Origin of the sequence: Streptomyces sp. AF1A (assembly GCF_047340315.1) — a bacterium.
Lineage (GTDB): Bacteria > Actinomycetota > Actinomycetes > Streptomycetales > Streptomycetaceae > Streptomyces.
In genome coordinates this window covers 1-1,825 of the sequence record NZ_JBLEBI010000361.1, presented here as the reverse complement: position 1 = coordinate 1,825, position 1,825 = coordinate 1, and the positions used below count along the sequence as shown (strand labels likewise).

Below are 1,825 nucleotides of genomic sequence, written 5' to 3'. Positions count from 1 at the left end.
GATGGGTAGGGGAGCGTCGTCTGCCGGGTGAAGCAGCACCGGAAGGTAGTTGTGGACGGTTGACGAGTGAGAATGCAGGCATGAGTAGCGATTCACACGTGAGAAACGTGTGCGCCGATTGACTAAGGGTTCCTGGGTCAAGCTGATCTGCCCAGGGTAAGTCGGGACCTAAGGCGAGGCCGACAGGCGTAGTCGATGGATAACCGGTTGATATTCCGGTACCCGCTGTGGAGCGTCAAACATTGAATCCAGTGATGCTAAGCCCGTGAAGCCGCCGGCTGAGTCTTCGGACGAGGTCGGAGTGGTGGAGCCGGTGACCCGAGCTGGTAGTAGGTGAGTGATGGGGTGACGCAGGAAGGTAGTCCATCCCGGGCGGTGGTTGTCCCGGGGTAAGGGTGTAGGCCGTGCGATAGGTAAATCCGTCGCGCATTGAGGCTGAGACCTGATGCCGAGCCGATTGTGGTGAAGTGGATGATCCTATGCTGTCGAGAAAAGCCTCTAGCGAGTTTCATGGCGGCCCGTACCCTAAACCGACTCAGGTGGTCAGGTAGAGAATACCGAGGCGTTCGGGTGAACTATGGTTAAGGAACTCGGCAAAATGCCCCCGTAACTTCGGGAGAAGGGGGGCCACACCTGGTGAGAGGACTTGCTCCTTGAGCTGGGGGTGGCCGCAGAGACCAGCGAGAAGCGACTGTTTACTAAAAACACAGGTCCGTGCGAAGCCGTAAGGCGATGTATACGGACTGACGCCTGCCCGGTGCTGGAACGTTAAGGGGACCGGTTAGCTCTGATTCGTCGGGGCGAAGCTGAGAACTTAAGCGCCAGTAAACGGCGGTGGTAACTATAACCATCCTAAGGTAGCGAAATTCCTTGTCGGGTAAGTTCCGACCTGCACGAATGGCGTAACGACTTCTCGACTGTCTCAACCATAGGCCCGGTGAAATTGCACTACGAGTAAAGATGCTCGTTTCGCGCAGCAGGACGGAAAGACCCCGGGACCTTTACTACAGTTTGATATTGGTGTTCGGTTCGGCTTGTGTAGGATAGCTGGGAGACTGTGAAGCCTGGACGCCAGTTCGGGTGGAGTCGTCGTTGAAATACCAGTCTGGTCGTGCTGGATGTCTAACCTGGGTCCGTGATCCGGATCAGGGACAGTGTCTGATGGGTAGTTTAACTGGGGCGGTTGCCTCCTAAAGGGTAACGGAGGCGCCCAAAGGTTCCCTCAGCCTGGTTGGCAATCAGGTGTTGAGTGTAAGTGCACAAGGGAGCTTGACTGTGAGACCGACGGGTCGAGCAGGGACGAAAGTCGGGACTAGTGATCCGGCGGTGGCTTGTGGAAGCGCCGTCGCTCAACGGATAAAAGGTACCCCGGGGATAACAGGCTGATCTTCCCCAAGAGTCCATATCGACGGGATGGTTTGGCACCTCGATGTCGGCTCGTCGCATCCTGGGGCTGGAGTCGGTCCCAAGGGTTGGGCTGTTCGCCCATTAAAGCGGTACGCGAGCTGGGTTTAGAACGTCGTGAGACAGTTCGGTCCCTATCCGCTGTGCGCGTAGGAGTCTTGAGAAGGGCTGTCCCTAGTACGAGAGGACCGGGACGGACGAACCTCTGGTGTGCCAGTTGTTCTGCCAAGGGCATGGCTGGTTGGCTACGTTCGGGAGGGATAACCGCTGAAAGCATCTAAGCGGGAAGCCTGCTTCGAGATGAGGACTCCCACCCACTTGATGGGGTAAGGCTCCCAGTAGACGACTGGGTTGATAGGCCAGATATGGAAGCCTGGTAACGGGTGGAGTTGACTGGTACTAATAGGCCGAGGGCTTGTCC

Annotated in this window: 1 rRNA gene; it reads left to right on the top strand. The window is 57.1% G+C overall.

Going from position 1 to position 1,825, the window contains the following annotated elements:
- Window positions 1–1,825 (top strand): 23S ribosomal RNA (locus ACLU3S_RS36825); the annotation flags it as partial.